Source organism: Mesorhizobium sp. WSM4832, from assembly GCF_055811115.1.
The window spans coordinates 86,121-110,572 of the sequence record NZ_JBVVQH010000007.1; the positions used below are offsets into that span (position 1 = coordinate 86,121).

The window sequence follows — 24,452 nt, forward strand, 5'->3', positions numbered from 1 at the left end:
GCCGCGCCATCTGTCATTTGCAAGGTTCGTCATGCTGCTCGTCGACGTCTATCTCGACAAATCGCCCATCCAGGGCATCGGCGTCTTCGCCAAACACCGCATTCCAAAGGGCACGTTGATCTGGAAGCTCGATCCAAGATTCGACCGGCGCATTCCCATCGATACCTATGAGGGCGAATCCGGCCCGGTGAAGTCCTACCTCGACCGCTATTCCTATCCGGACCGGCGCGACCCGAACTACATCGTCTTCGAGGCGGATGACGCACGCTACATGAACCACGCCGACGAGCCGAACTGCGACGTCTCCTCGCCCGAGGAGACCTACGCCCTGCGCGACATCGCGCCCGGCGAGGAACTGACCTGCGACTACAACCACTTCTTCGACAGCGGCTTCGACTTCCTGGGCGACCGCCACCCGTAAATGCGAGTGGCCGATGGCTAGAGCCTTTCACCGTCTCACGGAAACGGCAAAACGCTCTATCTCTTTGTTTTGACGCAATTCCGGGCGGAAGGTTACGGCGAAGACGCCGAACCCAACCGCTCACACTTTTCCTGGAATTGCTCTAACTCTTCGGCTTGCGCGCAGGATAACCGTTCGGGCGCGGCGGAACGGCCTTGAGATAGGCCGCGATCGCCTCGCGGTCGTCGGCGGTCAGTTGCGCCATGTTTCGCTGCACGTCGACCATGGCGCCGCCGACGGAATCGAAATCGGGCGTGAAGCCGGTCTCGAGATAGTTGGCGATGTCGGCCTCGGACCAGTCCTTGGTGCCGCCCTGCGGGGTGAGATTGGGCACGACGCCTGAGCCCGCGGCAGCCGCGGCGCCGGCCAGCCATTCGCCCTTCTTGATCCCGCCGGCGAAATCGCGCGGCGTGTGGCATTCACTGCAATGGCCGGGTCCCTCCACAAGGTAGCGGCCGGCCAGCACCTTGTCCGGCGCGCCGTCGGGCAGCGCGATCACCGGCTCCGGGCTGAGATAAAGCCGCTTCCACAGGCCGATGCCGCGGCGGATGGTGAAGGGGAACGAAAGCTTGTGATCCGGCGCCTTGCCGGCGACCGCCGGCAGCGTCTTCATGAAGGCGTAGAGATCGGCGATGTCGGTCGGCTTCATGCGCGCGTAGGACGCGTAGGGAAAGGCCGGATAGAAATGCTCGCCGGAAGGCGAAACACCTTTCAGCATGGCATTGGCGAAGTCTTCCTCGCTCCAGGCGCCGATGCCGTCCTTCCGATCCTGCGAGATGTTGGGTGGCACGAAGGTGCCGAACGGCGTCTTCAGCTCCAGGCCGCCGACCAGTTGCAGTTGGGCGTCGCCCTTGGCCCCCGGCTTGGCGTGGCAGGAGGCGCAGCCCCCGGCATAGAAGATGCGCTTGCCTTTGGCGGCGTCGCCGGGGCTAAGCTGCGCCTCAGTCTGGGCGTCAAGCCTGACCGGGGCCGACAGGACCCAGCCAGCGGCAGCCGCGGCGCCGCCAAGCACGATGACGGCGCCGACAAGCTTCTTCAGCCAGGCCATGTCGAGCAATCAGCTTTTCTTGATCCGGTAGCTCTGGTGGCAGGTGCCGCAGTCGCCGCCGATCGTATTGAGCTGTGCCTTCAAGGCATCGGCATCGGCCGGCGGGGAAGCGACCGCGGCCTTGACGTCGGTCACCAGCTTGTCCCCGGCGGCCTTGAAGCCCGCCATGTCTTCCCAGATCTTCGGCGCAGCCGTAGTGTCGCCCTTGTCGCTACCGGCGGGGAACATCTTTTCGGCGTCGAACTTCTCGGCATTGGCCTGCAGCGCCTGTAGCGTCGTCAGCACCGCGGCGCCGTTGAAATCCTCCTCGCCCTTGACGACTTTCGACAATTGGCCGGCAAGCTTGCCGCGCTCCTTCATCAGGGCCTGGCGATCCTGGATCGGATCGGCAAGAGCTGCCGAACCGGCAAGAGCGAGCATAGAGATGGCGAGGACAAGCTTTCTCATTCAATTGGCTCCATGGTGAAGAGAGATTGCGGGACTGAACGTTAACGGGCGTCGCGGCGGGATTATTCCCCTTCGCCGTGACGATTTTGTCGGCTGGCTTGCCGTTTCTCCTGCCCGAAAAAGAAAAGCCCCGGCATGCCGGGGCTTTTCGTCAGAATGGCTCAGCCTTTGGCCTTTTCATACATCTCCAGGACATGGTCCCAGTTGATCAGGCTGTCGACGAAGGCCTCGAGGTATTTCGGCCGCGCATTGCGGTAGTCGATGTAATAGGAATGCTCCCATACGTCGACGCCGAGGATCGGCGAGCCGCCATGGACCAGCGGGTTCTCGCCGTTCGGCGTCTTGGAGATTTCGAGCTTGCCGTTCTTGACCGACACCCAGGCCCAGCCGGAACCGAACTGGGTGGTGCCGGCGGCGATGAAATCCGCCTTGAACTTGTCATAGCCGCCGAGATCGCTGTCGACGACCTTCTGCAGCGCGCCCGGCAGTTTGTTGCCGCCGCCGCCCTTCTTCATCCACTTCCAGAAATGAATGTGGTTGTAGTGCTGGGCCGCGTTGTTGAAGAGCCCGGCATTCTTGCCGAAGGACTGCTTCACGACCTCTTCGACCGACAGGTCGCCCATTCCGGCCTCGGCGGCCAGCTTGTTGCCGTTGTCGACATAGGCCTTATGGTGCTTGTCGTGGTGATACTCCAGCGTCTCCTTCGACATGTAAGGCTGCAGCGCCTCGTAGTCATAAGGCAAAGCGGGCAACTCAAAAGCCATGGATGGTACTCCCTCGAGGAAAAAGTCCGGTGATGCTACCGAGCTAAGATAGGTCTGGAATGGGTCGGGGCAACTCCGGAATGGAGCGCCGGATGACTTTTTAGAGCAACTCCGGGAAAAGTGTGAAACGGTTTTCCGTCCGGTATCTCGTAAAAATAAACGGGCAGAGCGGTTCGCCGTTTCCGTGAAACGGTGAAACGCTCCGGCGGCTCAGGCGGCGGAAGTCGAATGCGACCAGTCCCAATAGAGTTCGCGCGCCTTCTTGGCCACTGGTCCGGGTTGCAGATCGCGGCTCTCGATGCGCGTGACCGGCACGACCTTCGAATGGTTGCCGGTCGAGAAGATCTCGTCGGCTTCGAGGAAATCGCGGATCGACAGCGTCTTCTCGGTGGTCTTGAAGCCGTAGTCGCCGAGCAGGCTGATGGTGCGCGAGCGAGTGATGCCCGACAGGAACGTACCGTTGGGGGCCGGCGTCATGACATGGCCGTCCTTGACCAGGAAGATGTTGGAGGTTCCGGTCTCGGCGACATTGCCCAGCATGTCGAGCACAAGCGCATTGTCGAAGCCGCGGTTCTTGGCCTCCAGGATGGCGCGGCCATTGTTGGGATAGAGGCAGCCGGCCTTGGCGTTGGTCGGCATGGTCTCGATTGTCGGGCGCCGGAACGGCGAGACGCCGATCGAAAAGCCGGAAGGCGGGATCATCGGCGATTCATAGAGGCACAGGCAGAAGCGGGTCGAGGCCGGATCGGCCGGCACGCCCATATAGCCGCCATGCTCAGCCCAATACATCGGCCTGATATAGACCGCTGTCTTCCCGTCGAATTTCTTCAGGCCGTCCCAGGTCAGGCCGACGATCTCTTCGGTCGTCATCGAGGGCTTCAGGCCAAGCGCGACGGCCGAGGCGTTGACGCGGGCGGAATGAAGCTCGAGATCCGGCGCCACACCCTCGAACCAGCGCCCGCCGTCGAAGACGCTGGTGCCGAGCCACATGGCGTGGCTGCGCGGCCCGAGAATCGCGACATTGCCCTCGTACCAGTCGCCGTCCACATAGGTCCAAGTCGCGGTTTGCGCAGTCGCCGCCAGTGTCATGTTCGTCGTCCAAATCGATGATTTCAGGCCGGCATAGGACGATGCTTTGGCGGCCGGCGTCAACCGACATCGGGAAAAATCGTTGAGGCCAGAGGCACTTAAAGCGCAGCGCACCGAAACGGAGTCGGGCGACGCGCTTTAAGTCTTCCTTGTGCATGTCGTTTTCCCAAAACCGCTGCACACTTTTGGGCGACATGCATTAATCCTCAATCAGCGCTTGCGCGGCAAGCCTGCGCGCCGCAAAACTCTCCTCATGCACCATGCGGCCTATGTCTTCGACGCCTACGGCACGTTGTTCGACGTGCACGCCGCCGTGCGCCGCCATGCCGGCGAGATCGGCCCGGACGGACAGCTGCTGTCGGAAATCTGGCGCGCCAAGCAGCTCGAATATTCCTGGGTCCGGACGCTGATGGGCTCATACGCCGACTTCTGGCAGTTGACCGAGCAGGCGCTCGACTTTGCGCTGCGCAAGGTGCCCTCGGCCGATCCGGCGCTGCGGGCGAAACTGCTGGAGGCCTATTGGCGGCTCGACTGCTACCCGGAAGTGCCCGCCGTGCTGAAGGCGCTCAAGGCCTCGGGCGCGAAGCTCGCCATCCTGTCCAACGGATCGCCGGAAATGCTCAACGCTGCAGTCAAATCCGCGGCGCTCGACCAGATCCTCGACGATGTGTTTTCGGTCGATGCGGTGCGCAAATTCAAGACCGATCCCTCAGTCTACGACATGGTCGTCACCGGCTGGCGGCTCTATCCGGGCGCGGTGTCGTTCCAGTCGTCGAACCGCTGGGACGTAGCTGGCGCCACGAGGTTCGGTTTCCGCACGGTCTGGATCAACCGGACCAACCAGCCGGACGAATACGGCGACTTTCCGCCGGGGCTGATCCTGCCTTCGCTCGAAGGCCTTCTGACGGGCGTCTGACGCCTGTGTTGCTGCAACGCAACAGCTGTGGCACGGTCACAGCTTCGCCTTTTTCTGTCCACCCTCAGGCCAGAATTGGAACCGCCTATCGCCGCCGACTGTTATGGATGCCGTCGGCGACGTGCCTTCGAATTCATGCTTTCATGCGAATTGAGACCTAGAAAAGGCAACCATGTCAGACGCTTCCTTCCGCATCAGCCGCCGTGGCTTCATCAATCTCACAGCCCTTGGCGCCGCTTCGGCCGCCGTGTCCGCCTGCACCACCACCGGTCCGGGCCCCGAGCCTGTGCAGCCGCCCCCGCCGGCCTATGTCGAACCGCCGCTTGGCGACTACGAGACGATGTATGGCGCGATGTCGGACAACGGCTTCGACCTGCCGGCCATTCCGGTGAACAAGATCGATCACAAATTCTTGCGCCAGATCGTTCCCGATCCGACCGGACAGCGGCCAGGCACCATCGTCGTCGATACCACGGGCCACTTCCTCTATCTGGTGCGCGAGGGCGGCCAGGCGATCCGCTACGGCGTCGGCTTGGGCCGCGCTGGCTTCGAATGGTCGGGCGATGCCGTCGTGCAATGGAAGCAGAAGTGGCCGAAATGGACGCCGCCGGACGAGATGGTCGCCCGCCAGCCGGAACTGACGCAATTCAGCGCCAAGAATGGCGGCATGCCGGGCGGACTGAAGAACCCGCTCGGCGCGCGCGCGCTCTATCTGTTCCAGGGCAACCAGGACACGCTTTACCGACTGCACGGCTCGCCGGAATGGTGGTCGATCGGCAAGTCGGTCTCTTCGGGCTGCGTGCGCCTGATCAACCAGGACATCATCGACCTTTATGACCGTGTCCCGAACAAGACCCCGGTCGTCGTGACGGCCGATATCGGCGAGCCCGTGTCTGACATGCCCGAGCGCAAGGCCATCCCGATCGACAACGGCGTGCCGACCGGCTCGATCCTGCTCGGTCCGGTGGAGCGGCTGACCAACGAAATCTTTTAATCCGGTCAGCGGTGCTCGGCCAGAATGGTGGCCAGCACCGCAACGCCGCGTCGCAATGCCTCCGCATCAAGCCCGGCATAACCCAGGATAAACCCGGCCGTTTCCGGCCTGGGCCCGCTCGGATCGTAAAGCGGCGACACGGGATAGAGGCCGATCCCTGCCTCTCGCGCGGCCGTGATGATCGCCGGTTCGCGTTCGGCATCGATGCCGTTCATCCAGGCAACGACATGGAGGCCGGTCTCGGCTCCGGCGACCGAGACCTGCGTCCCCAGACGATCGTTCAACGCCTGCAGCAGGATGTCCCTGCGCTCGGCGTTCTTTCTGCGGATGCTGCGGACGTGCCGCTCGTATACGCCGCTCGCCAGCATCTCGCTCAGCACGTCCTGCTCCAGCATCGGGGCGTGCCGGTCGGTCAGGCGCTTCGCCTCGCCGAACGCCCGGCGCAGGCTGACGGGGACGACGAGGTAGCCGAGCCTCAAGGTGGGCGAGAGCGTCTTGGACAGCGTGCCGACATAGATGACCGTGTCCGCGTCGAGCGCCTGCAGGGGCGGAATGGGGCTGATATCGTGCCGGTATTCGCCGTCATAGTCGTCTTCCACAAGATAGGCCCCCGTGCCGGAAGCCCAGGCCAGCAGCGAACGCCGCCGTGTCGCCGAAAGCACGCCGCCGAGCGGGAACTGGTGCGAGGGCGTCACGTAAGCGAGACGGGCCGACGGCAGCTTTTCCGTCCTTAGCCCGTCCGCGTCGACAGCGACCGGCAGCGCAACGCCACCGGCCGCCACAAAGGCGTGACGGGCGAGCAGATAGCCCGGGTTCTCGATCACAAAGGGGTCACCGGGATCGAGCAGCAGCCGCGCGCAGAGGTCTAGCCCTTGCTGCGAGCCGTTGACGATGACGATCTGGTCCGGCGTGCAACTGATGCCGCGGGCGCGCCAGAGATAAGCCTGAAGCGCGTTGCGCAGAACGGAGGATCCCTGAGGATCGCCATAGCGCAGCCTCGCGGGGCGCCGCAGGATGGCCTTGTTCGACGCCCGCCGCCAGGCCAGCACCGGGAAGTCCGCCCCGGACAGGTCGCCATAGCGGAAATCCGCAATCTTGGCCGATTGCTGCTGCGCCGGCGCAGGCAGAGCCAGCAGGCGCCGGGCGAATGCCGAGAGGCTTCGGGGTTGAGCGCTGGTGGGAGGCGCTTCCACCGATGCCTTCTCAAGCCCCGGCGCCACGATCGCGCGCGCGCCGTGGCTGATGATCAGGTAGCCTTCCGCATTGAGCTGGCTGTAGGCCGCCGTCACCGTGGTTCGGGACGCGCCCCATTCAGCAGCGAAGGCCCGCGTCGACGGCAGGCGGTCGCCCGGCCGGTAGGCGCCGCTGTGTATCTGCTCCTTGATCGCCGCGATGATGCGGCGCCCGACACCGTCCTGCTCCAACTGGACCACCGAAAACCTTCAAAACTGGATATTCCAAGCAAGCCACACTTCGGGCATCCTCACCGGCAATGCAAGGAGTTTTGCCATGTACATACCACCTGCCTTCCGCGACGACGATAAGGAGAGCCTCAGGGCCACGATCCGCGCGGCGCGGCTGGCGACCCTTGTCACCGCCACGGCCGATGGGCCGATGGCGACGCAGTTGCCGCTTTTCCTCGACGAGAGCGAAGGCGAGCATGGCGTGATCTACGGGCATGTCGCGAAGGCAAACCCGCAATGGCGCGTGCCACCGTTGGGCGACGGTCTGGCGATGTTCATGGGGCAGGACGCCTATGTGTCGCCGGCCTGGTACCAGACCAAGCAGGAGACCGGCAAGGTGGTGCCTACCTGGAACTATGTCGCCGTCCACGCCCATGGCCCGATCGATTTCTTCGAGGACGCCGACAGGCTGCTCGAGGTCGTCACCCGCCTGACCAACCTGCATGAAGGCGAGCGCGCCGCGCCCTGGGCAGTGTCGGACGCGCCGCCCGATTTCATCCAAGCGCAGCTGAAGGGGATTGTCGGCCTGCGCATGCCGGTCACGAAGCTCGAAGGCAAGCGCAAGATGAGCCAGAACCGCAACGCGGCCGATCGCGCCGGCGTTCTCGCCGGCCTGGCGGCAAGCGACAGGCCTTCCGACCGCGAAGTCGCGCCGCTCATTCCATCGTAAACGACGCCTCCACCCTGCAGCCCCCGAGTCTTTCATGCCTGATCTGACCCAGTTCGCCTTGTACTTCGCCGCGGCGTTGCTGCTCGCCATCACGCCCGGGCCGGGCATTTTCTACGTCGCCGCGCGCACGCTGGCCGGAGGACGCGCGGAAGGCATAGCCTCCAGTTTCGGGACGGGCCTGGGCGGCATGGTCCACGTGCTTGCCGGCAGCCTTGGCGTTTCAGCGCTCGTGCTCGCCAGCGCGGAGCTGTTCACGGCGCTGAAGCTGATCGGCGCCGTCTACCTCGTCTGGCTGGGCTTTCGTACCTTCCAGTCCGCCCGCCGCGAGGCAAAGACAATGCTGGAAGGCGGGACGCCGGCGCCCGCCGTCGGCGCCCGGCGCGCATTTCGCGAAGGCGTGCTGGTCGAGGCGTTGAACCCGAAGACGGCCGCCTTCTTCCTGGCGTTCATTCCGCAGTTCGTCGATCTCGGCGCCGGCCACGTCGCCCTGCAGTTCATGGCGCTCGGCTTCATATCGGTAACGCTCAACACCCTTGCCGACGTCGTGGTCGCTTTCGCGGCGAGCCGCATCAGGGACGGCGCGGCCGGGCGCACAAGCGTGATACGCCGCCTGCGCGAAGCATCCGGCGGCGCGATGATCGCGCTCGGCATCGGCCTTGCCATAGCCAAGCGCCCAGTCTGATTGCCGGGCCGGGGTTGGCGGCGCATGCCCATGCGGCACTCAAACGAACAGTGAAATCTTGGTGGCTAGAGCGTTTCACGTTTCACGGAAACGGCGAACCGCTCTATCTCTTTGTTTTGACGCAATTCCGGACGGAAAACCTGGAATTGCTCTAGCAGGCGCCGCCAGACGATACCTCGCCTGCCTGCGACGTTGCCTTCCGTCAGGTGCAGACCCATTCGCGGATCTTGCATTCCTTCTTGTCGCCTCCGCATTGCGCCGTGGCCTTGTCCTCGGCTTCGCGGCGGGTCTCGGCTGACGCGGCGGCCCAGAACGGGGTTGCCGCGCCACGGCTCTTGCCGACCGAAAGCGCCGCGCAATGCTCATAGGGAAAGCCGGTGCCGTCGTCATCGTCCCAATGGCGATGGTTGCGGAACACCTCGACCACCCTGCAGCCCTTGCCGTCTGCGTTCTCGCAGTACTTGAGCGCGATGTCCTCCGCTTCCTGCCGCTTGTCGGCGCCCCAGAAGAAGCCGTGCCGGCCGTCGCCAGGCGAGTATGCGATCGCGCCCCAGATGCCCTTCTCCTCGCCTGTCTGCGCCGGCGGCGGCGCCACCAGGTCCGCGGCATGGCTGGCGATCGTAAGCCCGGCGAGCGCCGCAAGCAGCGGCAATGAAAGACGCAGATTGATCGGCATTTTCATGCTCCAGGTTGCAGCCATCCAGCATCCAGCGCTCTCTAGCCGCCCATATGCGCGACCGAGACGACGATGCAGGTGTTGCCGGTCGGCACCAGCAGGGCCTGGCCGCCATTGTTGGCCAGGTTGAAAAGCATCGTGTTCGAAAGATTGTCCGCCATGCGGCTGCCATTCGGCAGCGTCGTGGCGACTTCCTGGCATGACTTCGGGAACGGCGCCACGCGCACGAAGCCGCCCTCGCAGCTCTGGCCGACGGGCGAAGCAAAGACGACGCCGGCGGCTTGCGGCTTGTAGTCCGGCAGGTCGTAGCTCATCCCGGCGACGGCCTGCACGGCATGGGCATCCGGCGCGGCGTTGTCCCATTGCGTCTGGACCGCGTAGGTCGATCCTGCCGTGAGAGCCTGTCCGAGCGCGGTGAAGAGATTGGCGCAGGTGTGAACGCCAGCCTGGTTCACATGCGCTTGAAACGGCGTCTTGGCCGCCGCGGCATCCGCCGGCGCGGGCTTGGTGTCCGTGGCGTTGCCCTGGACAGGCGCTTGCGATTGCGCCGAGGCGGTGCCGGCGACGAATGTCCCAAGAGCTGGTGAGAGGCGGAACGACACGATGACCGCCGTCGCGACGAGGACGGCGAACGCGCCGAGCAACGCGACGTTTCGTACTATTCGCCAGGCCGACGAGCGCACCGGCGGCAGGGCCGCGGGCGGTTCCGGCAGCGGAACGGGCTGGGAGCGGGTCAGGATTCTCTCCTCGATGGATTGGCGTGTCATCTCACAAGTCTTTCTAGTTGATCGCCGATAGCGCGGTCTTGAGCCCCTTGAATGGGGCATCGAGGCTGACGGTCGCTCCCGACGGCAGGGAATAGGAAACCTGGATGGTGGTCTCTTTGCCGATCTGCTCGCGAAGCATCGGACCCACGGGCACGTAGCCGACGCAAACCGAGGCGTTGCAGCCCTGCAATTGAACGTCGAGCGGCTGTCTGCGGCCGGCGATCTTGAGCGAGAGCCTGCTGCCCGCGCCGGTCGCGCTGGGAGTTCGCAATATCATGAAGGGCTTGCCTTTCTCGTCGGCCGCCAGCGACCAGCTGAAGATCTGGGCCTGGTTCTGGTCGACGAAGGACTGGCTGATGTTGCACACTTTCTTCCTGGCCTGCAGGTTCTCGTCGCAGATCAGCGTCCAGTTCTCGAACGGGCGCGTGGTCCGTTGGTATTCGCCAAGCTTGACGTCTGGCGGCACCGCGACGTCGGACGGCTTGATCCGATAGGCGGACGGGGCGGCCTCCTGTCCGACCGCCAGCGGGCCGGACAAGAGCAGCCAAGCCATGCACATCGCGAATACTGAGACCGTGTGTCTCGCCATCAGCACACTCAGTTCAGGGTAAAGCTGACACCGGCGCCAACACCCCAGTGTCCGCCCGCTGTCGTGCCGGAGAGGTTTGCCCGGGCTCTCCCGTCCTCGCTGGTGTAGCCGGCGCCGAACGCGACGGCACCTTCGCCGCGCCAATAGCCGCCGCCGGCCGCTACGCTCAGCTTGCCTGGACGGTCGTCATAGCGCAGCGAAGCGGCGGCCAGGCCGATCGCTGCCGCCTGCCGCGCCTCGCCGCGAGCCTCATCCATGTCCATGTTGAGCTGGCTGAGCTTGGAGTCGGTATAGGCATTGGCCGTCTGGAGCGTGGTGGCCGCCACCTGGTTGGTGTAGGCCTTGGAGTTGTCGAACGTGGTCGCCAGCCCGGTGTTGAGCTGCTGGACGTTGACCGCATCGGTGCTGGCGGTGCCGGCGCCGACATTATGGATGACGACCGGCGCATTCACGTCGCCGCCTTGCAGCGTCAGCGAGTTGGATTTGGTGCCGTCCCCGTTCTTGTCGTACTGGACCGCGAACTCGTTGAGATCGCCGACGCTGCCCTGCATGGCTTCGACGGCCTGGTTGGTCGCGAAGAGCTGGCTGCCGTTGATAGCGTCGGTCGAGGTGTCGCTGATCCTGCCCGCCGCGACATTGGTGACGGTGCGCTCCTTGCCGACGTCGCCGACGCTCACCGTGCTCGTCGGATTGGTTCCGGCGAAGGTGTAGGCGACGCCGTTGATCGTGGTGCCGGTGGTGGCGACCGCCGCCGCCGTCTTCGAGCCGGCGCCGAGCGCGACGCTGCCGGGCTCGTTGGCCGTGGCGCCGGCGCCGAGCGCCATCGACTGGGCGCCGTTGGCGGTCGAGTTGGTGCCCAGCGCGATACTGTCGGCCTGATTGACGGTCGCTGTCTGGCCGATGGCGATGCCGCCAGGCGCCGTCTGCTGCACGATGGCGCCGTTGCCCATGCCGATGCCGTTGTCGCCGTTGACCGTGGTGCGCGGACCGATCGCGACCGAATCGACGCCGACCGCAAGCGAGTCCGACGCGGTCGAATTGGCATGGAAGTACTTGGTGCCGGTCACCGCGAAGGAGCTCAGCGCGCCCTTGAGCTGGCGAAGCGTGACCGCGTCCTGGTCCTCGGTGCCGTCGGCCACGTTGATGATCTGGCGATAGGAGGTGGAGGTGCCCACAGAGACGGCGCCGAGCAGGCTCATGTCCGCGGTGTTATAGGGAATAAGGCCGGTGCCGGAGAGGATCGATCCCGATATGCCCGAGACCGCGCGGTCCGAGACGGAGCCGGCACCGAGCGCCACGCCGCCGGTGACAGTGGCCTGGGTGCCGCGACCGAGCGCCAGCGCGTCGCCGGCGGACGCGGTCGCCTGGTAGCCGAGCGCGGAGGAGCCTATCCCCTGCGCGAAGGCGTCGGTGACCGGCAGCGTGCTGTCGTTGGTGCGCACATAGCGGATGCCCTCGCCATTGGCGTCGGTATAGGCGGTCGAGGTGTCGCCGGCGATGTTGTTGATCGCGTTGCCGAGATTGGTGATGTCGACCGTGTTGGTCGCGATGTCGGCGGTGTTTGCCGCGATATCGGTGGTGTTCTGCGTCACCTGCTGGTTGGTCGCGAAGAGCTGCGAGCCGTTGACAGCATCGGTCGAGGCGTTGCTCAGCCGCCCGGCCGCGACGTTTTGGATCTGGCGCTCGGCGCCGACCGAGCCGACCGAGAATGCACCAGCCGGCGTGCCGCCGGCGAAGGTGTAATTCACCCCGCCGATCGTCGTGCCGCCGACCACGGTCGTGGTGCCGGATACGGAATTCAGGCCGATCGCCACGTCGCCCGCATTGGTGGCCACGGCGTTGGGGCCGACCGCGACGGAATCCGTGCCAAGCGCCTGTGAATCCGCCAGCGTCGAATTGGCGCGGAAATACTTGATGCCGCCGCCGGTGTTGATGTTGTTGATCGTGTTGCCGAGATTGGTGATGTCGGCGGTGTTGGCGGCGATATCGGTGGTGTTTTGCGTCACCTGCTGGTTGGTCGCGAACAACTGCGAGCCGTTGACGGCATCGGTCGAGGCGTTGCTCAGCCGCCCGGCCGCGACGTTCTGGATCTGACGCTCGGCGCCGACCGAGCCGACCGAAAACGCGCCTGCCGGCGTCCCGCCGGCGAAGGTGTAGTTCACCCCGCCGATCGTCGTGCCGCCGACCACGGTCGTTGTGCCGGATACGGAATTCAGGCCGATCGCCACGTCACCCGCATTGTTGGCCACGGCGTTGGGGCCAATCGCGACCGAATCCGTCCCGAGCGCCTGCGAATCCGGCAGCGTCGAGTTGGCGTGGAAATATTTGATGCCCGCGCCGGTGTTGATGTTGGTGATCGTGTTACCGAGATTTGTGATGTCGGCGGTGTTCTGCGTCACCTGCTGGTTGGTCGCGAAGAGCTGCGAGCCGTTGATCGCGTCGGTCGAGCCGTTGTTGAGACGGCCTGCCGCGACATTGGTGATGGTCCGCTCCGCGCCAGGCGCGCCGACGCTGACGGTGCTCAACGGATTGGTGCCTGCGAAGCTGTAGGCCGTGGTTCCGATCGTCGCGCCGCTTGTGCCGACCGCCGTCGCGGTCACCGAGCCCGAGCCGAGCGCCACGTCGCCGGAGCTTGCCGTCGCCGTAGCGCCATTGCCCAGCGCGACGTTGCCGACGAAGCCGGCAGCACCGGCGGTCGAGCCATTGCCCAGCGCCACGGAGCCCTGTCCGATCGCCTTGTTGCTGTTGCCGATGGCGACGGCGCCGTTGGCCGTATTGGCCGCGGTGGCGGTCGCCGTGCCGTCGCTGTTGGCGATGTTGTTGGCGCCGCCGGTGAAGGCGCCCGTGCCGCTGGCGTAGCTCGGATCACCAATGGCGACCGCGCCATCGCCAAAGGCGGTATTGCCGGCGCCGATGGAGACAGCCTTGCCGCCGGTCGCGACGGCATTGGTGCCCATGGCAACGGCGTCGGCGGAATTGGCGACCGCCGCATTGCCGATTGCCACAGCGCTGGTGGCGCTGGCCTTGGAGCCGATGCCGAGCGCGGTGCTGGCAATCCCACTGGCGGCGGCGCTAACGCCCGCCGCGAGAGAATTGTCTCCTGTCGCATTCGCTCCCGACCCGAGGGAGGAGGCGTTTGCGCCGCTGGCAACGGCCGTGTTGCCAACCGCCGTGCTGGCGGAGCCACTCGCAACCGAGGTGGTGCCCATGGCGATGGCGCTTTGCGCACTTGCACTGGCGCCTCGGCCGACCGCGGTGCTGTTTATACCGCCCGCATTGGCGCCCAGTCCAAACGCGCTTGCGTTCGCGGCGCTCGCCGCGGCGTTGTTGCCGATCGCGGTGGTGGAGACGTCCGTGGCCTGGGCTCCCGAGCCGGCCGCGACCGAGCCTACGCCACTCGACGTGGCCGAATTGCCGAGCGCCAATGAGAAATTGCCCGAGGCCACGGCGACGTTACCGAGTGCTGCTGAATTTTGCGCTGTTGCATTCGCCTGGGGACCAACCGCGATGGCATTGGTCGCCGTGGCCTTGCTCAGCACACCGAACGCCGTGCTGGTGGCGCCGGTCGCCTGGCTTGAGCGTCCCATCGCCATGGCGTCGGTCTGAGACGCTGTCACATCGGTGCCGATGCCGATGGCGCCCTGTGCGAGAGCGCCCGTTCCGGCGGCGGTGCGTGAGCCGAGATAGACGGAGTTTATGGCAGTCGCGGTCGACTGGAAGCCGATAGCGACGGCATTTTGTTGGCTTGCGACGGCGGAGTTGCCTTGAGCAAGGGTATCCACACCGGACGCTGTTGCCCCAAACCCGAGCGCGGTGGCGCGCAGCCCGGTGGCCCGGGTAACATAGCCGATCGCCGTCGAGTTCACTCCGTCGGCACGCGCGTTGAGGCCAAAGGCGGCCGCGCCTGCGGCGGCAACCGAGTTGACGCCAATGGAGCTTGCTCCATCCGCGGTGGCTTGGGCGTTCCCGCCCAAGGCGAGTGCGTTGACGCCGTTCGCGCCCGCGAAGACACCTATGCCTATGGAGTTGAGGCCATTGACACTCATCGCATAGCCGATGGCGATCGAAGCGTTGCCCGTTGCGGTGGCACCGGTGCCCAGGGCCACGCCATCGTCGCCATTCACTCGGGCGCCAATGCCGACGGCGGTTGAGGCAGCGCCAGTGGCGGTGCTGCCACAACCGATGGCATTGCTTTGTATCCCTGCAGAAGGATTCGTGCAGTTCGCGGTGTTGGTCAGAACCCCGTTACCAATGACAACCTGCGCGAACGCCGCCTGCGGGATCATGATCGCCACAACGGCGAGCTGCGCCCCGAGCATCCCGCCGGCACCAAGCATGCCCAGTCCTAGCCGGCCCCGCTTGACGCCGAGCACGCGATGCGCGTTGCGCAGCGCCGCCATCAGGCGGCGACGCAGCGAGCGGCTGTCGGTGGCGCCGGAGACCCAGTTTCCGGTGAAGCGATCCGATCCGCGCCGGATGGTTCGTCCTTGCTTGAAGTTCATTGCCGGAGTGCCTCCTTCAGTGGGTCGCGCTCGATGACGGCAGGTTCCGCCGACCCTGCCGCCGAAGCGTTTCTGCTCGAAAATGGAATGACGATATCGGCGCCGCGCGCCAGCAGCAGCGCTTGGCCCTGCTTTTCGCCGACCGCCTCGACGCGATCGAGCGCGTTTTCAAGCCAGGCGTCGCCCGCCTCGGGGACAGCCTGGAGCGCCGCCGTGACCCGCTCCTGCGGTATGAGCCGAAGAAGATAGGCTCGCACGGCCACCAGATGGGCGGCGGGCGCATCGCCCGCATGGACCACCGAGGTGAGACCGTAAAGATAGTGGGCCAGCAGAATGTCCTGCTTGGCCGGCGGCACGCTGCTGCCGTAGCGCTTCTCGAGCGTCCTGGAGGCCGACTCCAGCCAATAGCCGATCTCCTCGGAAAGGCTCCGGCCGATGGCCTTGTCGTCGCTCATATGCCCCCGCAGCCAACCTAGAATCCGTGATGGTCGGACCTGCTGCAGAAAGGCATGTTTTCAGAATCGCGTATTCCAATAAATTGCTGTTCATCTCAAAATATACAGCAGATCTTCAAGAGGTTAACGCAAAATTACTTTAGATATACCTTGTATAAGCTAGGCCATAAATAAACCAGCGGTATGTCCGCGTCACCTAGCCACTGGCCCGCGAACGAACCCGCCTCTCCCGCACCTGCAAGGGCGTGACGTTGCGGTATTTCTTCATCGTGGTGGTGAGGTGGCTCTGGCTCGAGAACCCGCTCAAATCGGCAATGTCCGTGATCGACATGCGCCTGTCGGCAAGCAGCTTCTCGGCAAAGTCCAGGCGCAGCGCGAGAACGTATTGATGCGGCGAAACCCCGAACGTCTTGGAAAAAGCCCGGGCGAAATGGTAGGGCGACAATTCGCATACCGCCGCCATCTCGGCGAGCGAAAGCTTACGTGAAAAGTTCTCGTTCAGGAACTGCAGGATTTGACGGGTGGCGCGGATCGGAAGCCCGCCTTTGGCGTTCAGCTGCGGACGTCTCTCAGCGTGGATTTCCAGGAACCAGGGTAGCAGATCGTGGTCACGCGGCAATTCGGACTCCTGATGCCCAGAACCCCGCAGCCTCGGCTCAACCTTAGACGGTGCTTTCGGTTCCCTAGCCACAATAATTCGTGATCGCGTGCAGTGTCGGTTATCGAGTTGCCCTCCCGGCTTCTGCCCGTCAAAGGCCATGATTTGGGGCGCTCGGTATTTCATGAAATTGCGGTTCCGTAGGGAAAATCTCCCCTTGAGAAAAGTTTAGACGACGCTGATGTCCAGTGATCGTCGCGGGGTAAGATTTGATCGTCGAAGGGTAACAGCGAGCGACACAGCTATGCACCCGTCGCAGTGGGTGCGACGTTTCACCACCGGATATCCCGCGCCGGCAGCGCGCTCGATTCGTGGAACGAAGTAGTTGCGGGGCCGGACGGTCGTACGTCGCGGCGCGCTGCTAGCGCCCTCTCGACAGGCTGCCCAGAATGCCGCGCACGATGGCGCGGCCGACGGACGAACCGACCGAGCGCACCACCGATTTGATGGCCGCTTCGGCGACCGTCTGGCGGTTGGAAGACCGCCTGCCGCCGGTTCCCAAGACGTCGTCGAAACCGGGAATGTTCCAGCGCGACCCGCCGCTGTTTTGCTGCTGCGCCTGCGCCTCGGCGTCCAGCGCCTCCTTCGCCTTCTTCTGCAGGATCTCGAAGGCCGATTCGCGATCGACGACCTGGTCGTACTGGCCGACGACCGGGCTCTCGGCGATAATCTTGCGGCGCTCGTCCGGCGTGATCGGCCCGAGCCGCGATGACGGCGGACGGATCAGCGTGCGCTGGACCATGGCCGGCACGCCCTTGTCCTCCAGCATCGAGACCAGCGCCTCGCCGGTGGCGAGCTGGGTGATCGCGGTGGCGCAGTCGAAATCGGGATTAGGCCGGAAGGTCTCGGCGGCGGTGCGCACCGCCTGCTGCTCGCGCGGCGTATAGGCGCGCAGCGCGTGCTGGACGCGGTTGCCGAGCTGGGCCAGCACCTTTTCCGGGATATCGAGCGGGTTCTGGGTGACGAAATAGACGCCGACGCCCTTGGATCGGATCAGCCGCACCACCTGCTCGACGCGATCGATCAGTACTTTCGGCGCGTCCTCGAACAACAGATGCGCCTCGTCGAAGAAGAAGACCAGCTTCGGCTGGTCGAGATCGCCGACCTCGGGCAGTTCCTCGAACAGCTCCGACATCAGCCACAGCAGGAAGGTGGCGTAGAGCCTGGGATTCATCATCAGCTTGTCGGCGGCCAGAACGCTGATCGCGCCACGGCCGTCGCGCGTGGTGCGCATGATGTCCGCGATGCGCAGCGCCGGCTCGCCGAAGAAGTTCGCGGCACCCTGCTGTTCCAGCACCAGAAGCGTGCGCTGGATGGCGCCGACGGAGGGCTTGGTGACATTGCCGTAGCGGGCACTGAGCTGGTCGGCGCGATCGGCCATGTTGGCAAGCAACGCCTGCAGGTCCTTCAGATCGAGCAGCAGCAGGCCCTCCTCGTCGGCGATGCGGAAGGCGATGTTCATGACGCCTTCCTGCGCCTCGGTGAGGTTCATCAGCCGCGACAGAAGCAGCGGCCCCATTTCGGAAATGGTGGCACGGATCGGATGGCCCTGCTCGCCGAACAGGTCCCAGAAGATGACCGGAAATTCCTGGAACTGGTAAGGATCGAGCTTCACCTGCTCGGCGCGCTTGACCAGGAAATCCTTGGCCTCGCCGATCATGGATATGCCGGACAGGTCGCCCTTGATGTCGGCGCAGAAGACCGGCACGCCGGCATTGGAAAAGCCTTCGGCCAGTATCTGCAGGCTGACCGTCTTGCCGGTGCCCGTGGCCCCTGTGACGAGGCCGTGGCGATTGCCATAGCGCAAGAGCAGCTCTTCCGCGCGCTGGTAGGAATCGTCCGGCTTGCGGCTGGCGCCGATGAAGATGCTGGTCTCGTCAACCATATATCCGGTCTCCGCAATCTGTTTCCGCTCAAAGGCCTCACCCGAGGTATAGTAACGCAATCGGCAGGCGGCAATGGCCAGCATCGAGTTTGGGGCCGCTCCGAATTTGGCCTTTGGCGCTTGCGGATCTTGCGCATGTTTGGCAATCGGTTAGCTGGCCGCAAGAGAACCCGGACGGATGATGCATTGTGATATCCGGTTCCCGACCTTAGATTGGCTGGACCCGGCTGATGCGGCCGAGAAGCGAGGAGAGCGATGGGCGCCGGCGCCTTGACCAGGGATGTCGACCTTCCGAACCCGGACGCCAAGCGTTGGCAGGCGCTGGTGGAAAAGGCGCTCGCCGGCGGTTCCTTCGAGGAAAAGCTTGTTTCCCGCACCGATGACGGCATCCGCATCGAGCCGCTCAGCCAGCGCTCGACGACCGCTGAGCCGCTGCCGCGCACAAATCCGACAGTGCCCTGGATCGTCAGCCAGCGCGTCGACGACCCGGACATTGCGCGGGCCAGCGCGCAAGCCCTGGAAGACATCACCCAGGGGGCGACCGGCCTGTCGCTTGTCTTCGAGGGCGCGCCCAACGCTTTCGGCTACGGCCTGCCGCGCACCGCCCAAGCGCTGGAGACGGTGCTCGACGGCGTGCCGCTGAACCGCGTGCAGGTGCGCATCGACGCGCATCCGTGGAGCCGCGCCGTGGCCGACTGGCTGCTCGCTTTCTTGAGCCGCCGCCGCTCCGATCCGACCAAGCTCAACCTTTCCTTCGGCATCGACCCGGCAGCGATCTTCGCCGGCACCGGGCGGCTGCGCACCTCGATCGAGGCGCTGCAGGAATCGATGCCGCAGTCGCTGGCGCATTTCTTCTCGATGGGCGTGCCGGGCGTGCTGCTAGAGGCCGACGGCCGCGTCTTCCACAATGCCGGCGCCACCGAGGCGCAGGAGCTCGGCACGATGATGGCGTCCGCCGTCTCCTATCTCAGGATGTTCGAGAAGGCGCGCCAGCCTCTCGTCTACGCAGCGCCGTATATCGGCTTCGCGCTCAGCGTCGATCAGGACCAGTTCCTGTCGATGGCCAAGGTGCGGGCGTTGCGCAAACTGTGGGCGCGCATCCAGGAGGCCTGCTCGATCCCGACCTCGACCGCCAGCATCCATGCCGAGACCTCCCATCGCATGATGACGATGGCCGATCCGGAGACCAACATTTTGCGTACGGCGATCGCGGCCTTCGCGGCGGCAACGGGCGGCGCCGATTCAATTTCGATCCTGCCGCACACGATCGCGCATGGGCTGCCGGCCGGCTTTGCCCGCCGCGTCGCCCGCAACGCCCAGCTGATCATGGCCGAGGAGAGCCATGTCGGCCATGTCGCCGACCCCGCCAGCGGCTCGGGCGCGGTCGAAGCGCTGACCAACGATCTTTGCGCTGCTGCCTGGGAGGAATTCCAGCGCATCGAGGCCGAGGGCGGCGTGCTCGCCAGCCTTCGGCAGGGCCATATCCAGAACCGCGTGCAGACTGCCGCCGCCAAGCGCAATGGCGCTTATCGGTTGGGCGAACGCGGCATTGTCGGCACGACGCTCTATCGCGCGCCGAACGAGCGGCCGGTCGAGACACTGCCTCGGGAGCGACGGCCGGCGCTGACGGAGGGCGTGGCGACCTGCGAGCCGCTGTTTCCGGTGCGTATCGATCAGTCGATCGGAGCCGGATCATGATCCCGGATTTCAGCCAGATCGGCTGGTCGGCGCCGCGGCGCGCGCCAACGGACCTCAAAGGGCAGCGGATGACGCCGGAAGGCATCGCCGTCAAACACCTCTATACGCAAGGCGACCTCAAGGGGCTCGACAATCTCGACACCTATCCGGGCATGCCGCCCTTCGTGCGCGGCCCCTACCCCACCATGTATGTCCAGCAGCCTTGGACGATCCGGCAATATGCCGGCTTCTCGACGGCGGAGGAGTCCAACGCTTTCTACCGGCGCAATCTCGCCGCCGGCCAGAAAGGCCTGTCGGTCGCCTTCGATCTTGCTACGCATCGCGGCTATGACAGCGACCATCCGCGCGTCGCCGGCGATGTCGGCATGGCAGGCGTGGCGATCGATTCCATCCTCGACATGCGCCAGCTGTTCGACGGCATCCCGCTCGACGAGATGACCGTGTCCATGACCATGAACGGCGCTGTGCTGCCGATCATGGCTTTGTACATCGTGGCGGCGGAGGAACAGGGCGTCGCGCAGAAGGATCTGGCCGGGACCATTCAGAACGACATTCTGAAGGAGTTCATGGTCCGCAACACCTACATCTATCCGCCGAAACCTTCGATGCGGATCGTCTCGGACATCTTCGCCTACACGTCCAAGCATATGCCGAAGTTCAACTCGATCTCGATCTCCGGCTACCACATGCAGGAAGCGGGCGCGACCGCCGATCTCGAGCTTGCCTACACCATTGCCGACGGCATCGAATATGCGCGCGCCGGAGTCGCCGCCGGCCTCGACATCGACCGCTTCGCGCCGCGCCTTTCCTTCTTCTGGGCGATCGGCATGAACTTCTTCATGGAGGTCGCCAAGCTGCGCGCCGCGCGGCTGCTCTGGTCGAGCCTGATGAAGAAGAATTTTTCGCCGAAGGACGAGCGCTCGCTATCGCTGCGTACCCATTGCCAGACATCGGGCTGGTCGCTGACGGCGCAAGACCCCTATAACAACATCACCCGCACGATGATCGAGGCGATGGCGGCGACGCAGGGACATACCCAGTCGCTGCACACCAATTCCTTCGACGAGGCGATGGCGTTGCCGACCGACCATTCGGCGCGGATCGCCCGCAACACGCAGCTCATCCTGCAGAAGGAATCCGGCACCACGCGCATGATCGACCCATGGGGTGGCTCGGCTTATGTCGAACGGCTGACGCATGACCTGGCGGCGCGCGCGCTGGCCCATATCGAGGAGGTCGAGAGCCTCGGCGGCATGGCGGCGGCGATCGAGAAAGGCATTCCAAAGCTTCGCATCGAGGAAGCGGCCGCGCGCACGCAGGCGCGCATCGATTCCGGCGAGCAAATTCTGGTCGGAGTCAACGCGCACCGGCCGCAGACCGACATCGAAGTCGATGTGCTGAAGATCGACAATGCCGAAGTGAAGGCCCGGCAATTGGCGAAGCTGCAGCGGCTCAAGGGCACGCGCGACGTCGCGGCGATCGAGGACGCGCTGGCGGCCCTCACCCGCGCGGCCGAAAGCGGCGAGAACCTGCTCGAATTCGCCATCCGCGCGGCGCGCGCCAACGCCACGGTCGGCGAGATTTCGCTGGCACTGGAAAAAGTGTTCGGTCGCCACACGGCGGCGGTGCAGACCATCTCCGGGGTCTATCGCGAAGCGCTGGGCGACACTCCGGCGCTCGAGCGGCTGCAGGAGAAGATAGACGCGTTCGAAAAGAAATCCGGCGGCAAGCCGCGCATCCTCGTCGCCAAGATGGGCCAGGACGGCCACGACCGCGGCCAGAAGGTGATCGCCAGCGCCTTTGCCGATCTCGGCTTCGACGTCACCGTCGGGCCGATGTTCCAGACGCCGGATGAAATCGCGAAGCTGGCGGTGCGGCACGATGTCGACATCATCGGCGCCTCCTCTTTGGCCGCCGGCCATCTGACGCTGATCCCCGAGCTCAAGGAAGCGCTGAAGAAACTCGGCCACGGTGACATGCTGATCGTCGCCGGTGGCGTCATCCCGCCGCAGGACTATGACGCGGTGCTGGCGGCGGGAGCGGCGGAGATTTTTCCGCCGGGAACGGTTATCCCGGATGCTGCCAACCGGCTGATGGATCGGTTGCTGGCCAATCGGTGAGAGCTTGCCAAATCGGCAACAAAGTTGCTCCATGATCAGAATACAACCAGAGCGCGACTATGGTGAGGACCATCATCCAGGAGTTCGAGGACGGATCCGGAGCCGTCATCGTGCCGCAGGAAATACTCGATAGCTTGAACCCTCAAGCTGGCGACCAGCTTCAGATCATCGAAACTGACGACGGGGTCATTCTGAGGCCAGTCCGCGACAACGTCGAACATCAGATGGACGCCGCTCGCGATATCATGGACAAATACGAAGCCGCACTGCGCAAGCTGGCAAAGTAGATGGACCTACGTGATTGGTCATGGCCCTCGCGATTTCGTCATTCTATGGCGGAGCAAGGAGCGAAGCGACGCGCGCAGACCATAGAATCCATTCCGTGACGCCGAGGCGCTTCCACGATCCGGAATTCTGCTCCGCTGCATTCCTCGGCGAAAGTAACGGAATGGATCCTCGGGTCTACGCGTCCGCTACGCTCCCGCTTCGCCCGTGGATGACGATCACGATGGGCGTTTCGGCCAAACTCCCAAGGCATGCGACGCGAACACAACCGAGCGGTCAAAACTCGGGGAACTAGTTCTCGGCCTTGTATGAGAGCTTGACGATCTCCCACTCCTTGCCGTTGACCCTGACGACCTCGCCGATCTTCTTGCCGAATAGGGCAACGGCCATAGGCGAGACATGGGAAATGCTGCCTTTTGACGGATCGGCTTCGTCCTCGCCGACGATGCGCCAGTGCACCTTCTTGCCGTCATCGCCTTCCAGCGTGACGCCCATGCCGAAGCGGACCACGTCGCTGCCCGGTTCCGGCACGGAAAGCTCCGCACTCTCTCGCCGCGCGGTCCAATAGCGCAGGTCGCGCGACACCACCGCAAGGCGCTCGCGATCGCCGCGCCTTTCGGCCTTGGCCATCAAGTCGCGCAGGTCGGCGAGATTCTCCTCGATCATCGCGAGGCCCCGCTCCGTCACCAGATTGCGGTGTGAACTGACAGGCCGTTCGCCGACGCCGGCAATGGCGTTTTCGCTGTCTTCTTCGCGCGTAAAAGCTCTGCTCATGCAACGAACTTAGGCTTGGCGAGGCGACTGCACAAGCGGTTTGCCGGCAAGTCTGCCTTGGCACGATTCCTGCGACGTACAGGGCAAAACGCCAGGACCTGTGCCGATGTTGAACAGACGAACGCTGCTTGCCCAGACCGCCGGCTTCGCCGTCGCCGGCGTCTTCGCCGGCAAGGCATCGGCGAAGGCGCTGCCGGGTATCGAGATGGCCGCGATGCGCGGATCGATCAACGCCACGGAGATCGGCGTGCAGCCGGGCGCGGTCGACGACCAGAGCAAGGCTTTCGCCAAGCTGCTGGCCGAGGCCAGCGACCGCGACCAGCCAGTATTCCTGCCGCCCGGAACCTATCTCGTCTCAAACCTCAAGCTGCCGGCCCGCGTGCGCCTGTCGGGCGTGCCCGGCGCGACGCGCATCGTCTATGGCGGCAACGGCCACCTGATGATGGCCGAACAGGCCGAGCATATCGAGCTCAGCGGGCTAGTGCTGGACGGCGCCAACCGCTGGCTGGCGGATTACACGCAAGGGCTGCTTGACCTGCGCCGCGTCGCCCATCTCGTCATCGACAATTGCCAGGTGACCGGCAGCGGCAAGAACGGACTGGCGCTCGAGCATGCCGTCGGCCGTGTCGGCCGCTCCGATATTTCGGGTGCGGCGGATGCCGGCATCTATTCGGTCGAGGCCGGCGGGCTGGAGATTTCGGGCAACACCGTTTCCGACTGCGCCAATGGCGGCATCCTGGTGCATCGCTGGCAGGCGGCGGAGGACGGCACCATCGTCAGCGGCAATCGCATCCAGCGCATCGGCGCAAGGAGCGGCGGCACCGGCCAGAACGGCAACGGCATCAACGCCTTCCGCGCCGGCAATGTCATCATCTCCGGCAACGTCGTCTCGGACTGCGCCTTCACCGCGGTGCGCGCCAACAGCGCCAGCAATTTGCAGATCACCGGCAACACGTGCTCGCGCTCGGGCGAGACCGGGATCTATTCGGAATTTTCCTTCGAAGGCGCGATCCTCAGCAACAATCTGGTCGACGGCGCCGCCAACGGCATCTCGATCGTCAACTTCAACGAAGGCGGGCGCATGGCAGTCTGCTCGAACAACATCGTGCGCAACCTTTCGACCACCGGCCCCTACACCGTCGATCCGCCCGGCTTCGGCGTCGGCATCAGCGCCGAAGCCGACACGACCGTTTCAGGCAACGTCGTCGAGAACGCGCCGCTCTACGGCATGCAGCTCGGCTGGGGGCCATATCTGCGCAATGTCGTGGCGACCGGAAACATCATCCGCCAGGCAGGCACCGGCATCGTCGTTTCGGTCGTCGAAGGCTCCGGCACCGCGGTCATCTCGGACAATGTCATAGACGGCGCGAAAAACGGCGCCATCATCGGCCAACGCTGGGCCGATCCGGTGACGGACGACCTCGCCAAATCAAGCGACAGCGGCTACGCGCATCTGACCGTCGAGCGCAACAAGGTGAGCTGATGCATGACGTCCAGAAGTGCGCAGCGG

At 64.7% G+C, this 24,452-nt stretch carries 22 protein-coding genes; 9 read left to right on the forward strand and 13 right to left on the reverse strand.

The window, feature by feature from the left end:
• The first annotated feature begins 31 nt into the window (after positions 1 to 31).
• Positions 32 to 421, forward strand: coding sequence for an SET domain-containing protein (locus tag AC0L2L_RS12180; protein ID WP_473578606.1), 390 nt, complete (start codon positions 32 to 34; stop codon positions 419 to 421).
• Positions 422 to 563: 142 nt separating this feature from the next.
• Here the strand turns inward: AC0L2L_RS12180 and AC0L2L_RS12185 are convergent, their stop codons facing one another.
• From AC0L2L_RS12185 to AC0L2L_RS12200, 4 genes are all read right to left on the reverse strand, one after another.
• Positions 564 to 1,508, reverse strand: a complete 945-nt coding sequence (locus tag AC0L2L_RS12185; RefSeq protein ID WP_473578879.1) for a c-type cytochrome — start codon at positions 1,506 to 1,508, stop codon at positions 564 to 566.
• A 9-nt stretch (positions 1,509 to 1,517) separates the two neighbouring features.
• Positions 1,518 to 1,955 (reverse strand): c-type cytochrome, encoded by a 438-nt coding sequence (locus AC0L2L_RS12190; RefSeq protein WP_473578608.1) that lies wholly within the window; start codon positions 1,953 to 1,955, stop codon positions 1,518 to 1,520.
• 161 nt (positions 1,956 to 2,116) lie between these two features.
• Complete coding sequence (locus tag AC0L2L_RS12195) at positions 2,117 to 2,719, reverse strand: superoxide dismutase (RefSeq protein ID WP_473578609.1); 603 nt, start codon at positions 2,717 to 2,719, stop codon at positions 2,117 to 2,119.
• A 210-nt stretch (positions 2,720 to 2,929) separates the two neighbouring features.
• Complete coding sequence (locus AC0L2L_RS12200) at positions 2,930 to 3,808, reverse strand: branched-chain amino acid aminotransferase (RefSeq protein ID WP_473578610.1); 879 nt, start codon at positions 3,806 to 3,808, stop codon at positions 2,930 to 2,932.
• A gap of 253 nt (positions 3,809 to 4,061) precedes the next feature.
• On the opposite strand from AC0L2L_RS12200, the gene AC0L2L_RS12205 reads away from it, so the two are divergent.
• Positions 4,062 to 4,724 (forward strand): haloacid dehalogenase type II, encoded by a 663-nt coding sequence (locus AC0L2L_RS12205; protein ID WP_473578612.1) that lies wholly within the window; start codon positions 4,062 to 4,064, stop codon positions 4,722 to 4,724.
• 172 nt (positions 4,725 to 4,896) lie between these two features.
• Complete coding sequence (locus AC0L2L_RS12210) at positions 4,897 to 5,718, forward strand: L,D-transpeptidase (protein ID WP_473578614.1); 822 nt, start codon at positions 4,897 to 4,899, stop codon at positions 5,716 to 5,718.
• Between the two features lie 5 nt (positions 5,719 to 5,723).
• Here the strand turns inward: AC0L2L_RS12210 and pdxR are convergent, their stop codons facing one another.
• Positions 5,724 to 7,151 (reverse strand): MocR-like pyridoxine biosynthesis transcription factor PdxR, encoded by a 1,428-nt coding sequence (gene pdxR / locus AC0L2L_RS12215; protein ID WP_473578616.1) that lies wholly within the window; start codon positions 7,149 to 7,151, stop codon positions 5,724 to 5,726.
• Positions 7,152 to 7,227: 76 nt separating this feature from the next.
• Between pdxR and AC0L2L_RS12220 the strand changes: the two genes are divergently transcribed.
• Together AC0L2L_RS12220 and AC0L2L_RS12225 are read left to right on the forward strand one after the other, a co-directional pair.
• Positions 7,228 to 7,851, forward strand: a complete 624-nt coding sequence (locus AC0L2L_RS12220) for an FMN-binding negative transcriptional regulator (protein WP_473578618.1) — start codon at positions 7,228 to 7,230, stop codon at positions 7,849 to 7,851.
• 34 nt (positions 7,852 to 7,885) lie between these two features.
• On the forward strand, positions 7,886 to 8,533 hold the full coding sequence (locus tag AC0L2L_RS12225) for a LysE family translocator (RefSeq protein WP_027164815.1): 648 nt from the start codon (positions 7,886 to 7,888) through the stop codon (positions 8,531 to 8,533).
• A 202-nt stretch (positions 8,534 to 8,735) separates the two neighbouring features.
• Here the strand turns inward: AC0L2L_RS12225 and AC0L2L_RS12230 are convergent, their stop codons facing one another.
• The 7 genes from AC0L2L_RS12230 to AC0L2L_RS12260 form a co-directional block, all read right to left on the reverse strand.
• The gene (locus AC0L2L_RS12230; RefSeq protein WP_473578620.1) at positions 8,736 to 9,209 is read right to left on the reverse strand and encodes a DUF4189 domain-containing protein; all 474 of its coding nucleotides are present in this window, start codon (positions 9,207 to 9,209) and stop codon (positions 8,736 to 8,738) included.
• A gap of 41 nt (positions 9,210 to 9,250) precedes the next feature.
• Entirely contained in the window at positions 9,251 to 9,976 is a 726-nt protein-coding gene (locus tag AC0L2L_RS12235; protein WP_473578621.1) for a hypothetical protein, read from the reverse strand.
• Between the two features lie 13 nt (positions 9,977 to 9,989).
• Positions 9,990 to 10,565: an invasion associated locus B family protein gene (locus AC0L2L_RS12240; protein WP_473578623.1), complete on the reverse strand. Its 576-nt coding sequence runs from the start codon at positions 10,563 to 10,565 to the stop codon at positions 9,990 to 9,992.
• An 8-nt stretch (positions 10,566 to 10,573) separates the two neighbouring features.
• Entirely contained in the window at positions 10,574 to 15,067 is a 4,494-nt protein-coding gene (locus AC0L2L_RS12245) for a YadA-like family protein (RefSeq protein WP_473578624.1), read from the reverse strand.
• A complete protein-coding gene (locus AC0L2L_RS12250) occupies positions 15,064 to 15,522 on the reverse strand; it encodes a hypothetical protein (protein WP_473578626.1) in 459 nt (152 codons plus the stop codon). Before AC0L2L_RS12250 ends, AC0L2L_RS12245 begins: the two co-directional genes overlap by 4 nt.
• A gap of 196 nt (positions 15,523 to 15,718) precedes the next feature.
• A complete protein-coding gene (locus AC0L2L_RS12255) occupies positions 15,719 to 16,141 on the reverse strand; it encodes an AraC family transcriptional regulator (protein ID WP_473578628.1) in 423 nt (140 codons plus the stop codon).
• 400 nt (positions 16,142 to 16,541) lie between these two features.
• Positions 16,542 to 18,065: a helicase HerA-like C-terminal domain-containing protein gene (locus AC0L2L_RS12260; RefSeq protein WP_473578630.1), complete on the reverse strand. Its 1,524-nt coding sequence runs from the start codon at positions 18,063 to 18,065 to the stop codon at positions 16,542 to 16,544.
• A 255-nt stretch (positions 18,066 to 18,320) separates the two neighbouring features.
• On the opposite strand from AC0L2L_RS12260, the gene AC0L2L_RS12265 reads away from it, so the two are divergent.
• From AC0L2L_RS12265 to AC0L2L_RS12275, 3 genes are read left to right on the forward strand one after another with little or no spacing between them, the layout of a single operon-like run.
• The gene (locus AC0L2L_RS12265) at positions 18,321 to 19,763 is read left to right on the forward strand and encodes a methylmalonyl-CoA mutase subunit beta (RefSeq protein ID WP_473578632.1); all 1,443 of its coding nucleotides are present in this window, start codon (positions 18,321 to 18,323) and stop codon (positions 19,761 to 19,763) included.
• A complete protein-coding gene (gene scpA, locus AC0L2L_RS12270) occupies positions 19,760 to 21,883 on the forward strand; it encodes a methylmalonyl-CoA mutase (protein WP_473578634.1) in 2,124 nt (707 codons plus the stop codon). Before AC0L2L_RS12265 ends, scpA begins: the two co-directional genes overlap by 4 nt.
• A 59-nt stretch (positions 21,884 to 21,942) precedes the next feature.
• Positions 21,943 to 22,170 carry an AbrB/MazE/SpoVT family DNA-binding domain-containing protein gene (locus AC0L2L_RS12275; protein ID WP_473578636.1) on the forward strand — a complete coding sequence of 76 codons (228 nt, stop codon included), beginning with the start codon at positions 21,943 to 21,945 and terminating at the stop codon, positions 22,168 to 22,170.
• 289 nt (positions 22,171 to 22,459) lie between these two features.
• Here AC0L2L_RS12275 and greA read toward each other — a convergent pair whose 3' ends face one another.
• A complete protein-coding gene (gene greA / locus AC0L2L_RS12280) occupies positions 22,460 to 22,942 on the reverse strand; it encodes a transcription elongation factor GreA (protein ID WP_473578637.1) in 483 nt (160 codons plus the stop codon).
• 106 nt (positions 22,943 to 23,048) lie between these two features.
• Between greA and AC0L2L_RS12285 the strand changes: the two genes are divergently transcribed.
• Positions 23,049 to 24,425: a TIGR03808 family TAT-translocated repetitive protein gene (locus tag AC0L2L_RS12285; RefSeq protein WP_473578639.1), complete on the forward strand. Its 1,377-nt coding sequence runs from the start codon at positions 23,049 to 23,051 to the stop codon at positions 24,423 to 24,425.
• The last annotated feature ends 27 nt before the right edge of the window (positions 24,426 to 24,452 follow it).